Origin of the sequence: Devosia subaequoris (assembly GCF_014197055.1) — a bacterium.
GTDB classification, from domain to species: domain Bacteria; phylum Pseudomonadota; class Alphaproteobacteria; order Rhizobiales; family Devosiaceae; genus Devosia; species Devosia subaequoris.
In genome coordinates this window covers 1-1,763 of record NZ_JACIEW010000025.1, presented here as the reverse complement: position 1 = coordinate 1,763, position 1,763 = coordinate 1, and the positions used below count along the sequence as shown (strand labels likewise).

The 1,763-nt window shown below is 61.1% G+C and carries 3 protein-coding genes; all 3 read left to right on the top strand.

Features of this window, described 5'->3' with window-relative positions:
* The first annotated feature begins 164 nt into the window (after positions 1 to 164).
* Entirely contained in the window at positions 165 to 776 is a 612-nt protein-coding gene (wrbA, locus tag GGR20_RS18390) for an NAD(P)H:quinone oxidoreductase (RefSeq protein WP_183312811.1), read from the top strand.
* A 111-nt stretch (positions 777 to 887) separates the two neighbouring features.
* On the top strand, positions 888 to 1,160 hold the full coding sequence (locus GGR20_RS18385; RefSeq protein WP_183312810.1) for a glutaredoxin family protein: 273 nt from the start codon (positions 888 to 890) through the stop codon (positions 1,158 to 1,160).
* Positions 1,157 to 1,763 (top strand): 2Fe-2S iron-sulfur cluster-binding protein (locus GGR20_RS18380; RefSeq protein ID WP_183312809.1); only part of this gene is annotated, 607 nt, incomplete at its 3' end. The genes GGR20_RS18385 and GGR20_RS18380, both read left to right, overlap by 4 nt.

The window sequence follows — 1,763 nt, the reverse complement described above, 5'->3', positions numbered from 1 at the left end:
TTCTCTTTTTACCTCGAGCCGCCTCCAGAGCGTGTGCGGCTTCTAGCTCGGTTCTGCAGCTGGCTCCGTGGCCGCGGGAACAGGAATCCTCCCAATAGTCCGCGCCTGCTCAAGGACATCGGGCTTACCGACTTCGGTCGATCCACGCCAAAGGAATACACAAAATGACTCGCGTACTCGTTCTCTACCACTCAGCCTGGGGCCACATAGAATCCATGGCTCATGCCGTCGCCGAAGGGGCCAGCCAGGCCGGAGCATCCGTCTCCATTCGCCGCGTGCCGGACATTGTGCCTTTGTCAGTGGCGGAAAGGGACGGCCACCTGATCGACCAGTCGGCACCGCTTGCTCACATCGATGAACTTGCAGATTTCGATGCCATCATCATCGGCACGCCGACCCGTTTCGGCTCCATGGCCGCCCCAATGCGTGCATTCCTGGAACGGGCTGGAGGACTTTGGTCTCGCAATGCGCTCGTTGGAAAAGTCGGCGCAATTTTTACCACCTCTGGCACACAGCACGGCGGTCAGGAGACGACAATCCTTTCTGCGATGCCAACCCTGTTCCACCTTGGCATGATCGTGGTTGGCCTCCCCTACACCTTCGAGGGACAGGCCGGACTGGAGGAGGTTAAGGGGGGCAGCCCCTATGGTGCCGGAGCGATCGTCGGCAGCGATGGCGAGCGGATGCCAACCGCCGCCGAACTGGCCGGTGCTCGCTTCCAGGGCCATCACGTAGCTACCCTGGCCTCGCGCCTGGCTCACAAACTAGCGGCTTGATCTCGTTGGCGGAGATGATTTCTCCGCCAATCCTCCTGCACGACGATAGGGCATTGACCTGCCCAGCGTTGGAAGGACGATGACAGAAGGCACCATCCCAAGAGGTGCAAAATGCAGACTTCATCTTCCCCAACCATCGAAATTTACACGACCCCGACTTGCCCGGACTGCCGGCAACTCAAGGCGTGGTTCGATCAGCTTGGCATCCCCTTCGAGGAACACGACCTTGCCCGCCCTGGCGTGGCCGAGCAGGCCAAGGCACGAACCGGTGTGCGGGTCGCACCCATCACTGTGGTCGGGACCAAGGTCTATTACGGCACCCATGACACACAGCGCGCTCGGTTGCGTCAGGACTGGCCCGGCCTGTTCGGGAGCGGACGATGACCACTCTCCGTCTTCCCCAGTGCCAATCACGCATCGAAATGACCGAAGGGCAAACCGTGCTCGAGGCCGCACTCGAAGCGAATGTGCCGTTTCCCCATAGCTGTCGGTCTGGTCGGTGCGGCGCATGCAAGTCCCAACTCCTCTCCGGCGAGGTGATGATGCTGCAGCATTCGCCCTTCGCGCTCGATGCTTCGGAAAGGGCGGGCGGAAATATATTGGCCTGTCGTGCCGTTCCACTGACGGACGTAGCCGTCGCCTGGGCCAATGATCAAGTCGTGGCGGGTGCGCAGGCCCGGATCGTTGGGCTGTACGCCATGGCGCCCGACATCTATCGCTTGGTTCTGCGACCCGATGAACCCATCGCCTTTTCACCCGGCCAGTTCTTCCAGATCGAACTGGTCCCCGGCATTACCCGCAGTTACTCGGTAGCCAGCGGGCAGGGGGCTTCCCATCTGGAGTTCCACATTCGTGCCATTGCCGGTGGGCGCGCCTCTGGGCTCTTGGCGAAGGAACTTGAGTTGAGCGATGTTGTCCGAATTTCTGGACCGTTCGGTCATGCCGTTGGCGCTGACAAAGCGACGGGACCAATCCTGGCGATTGCCG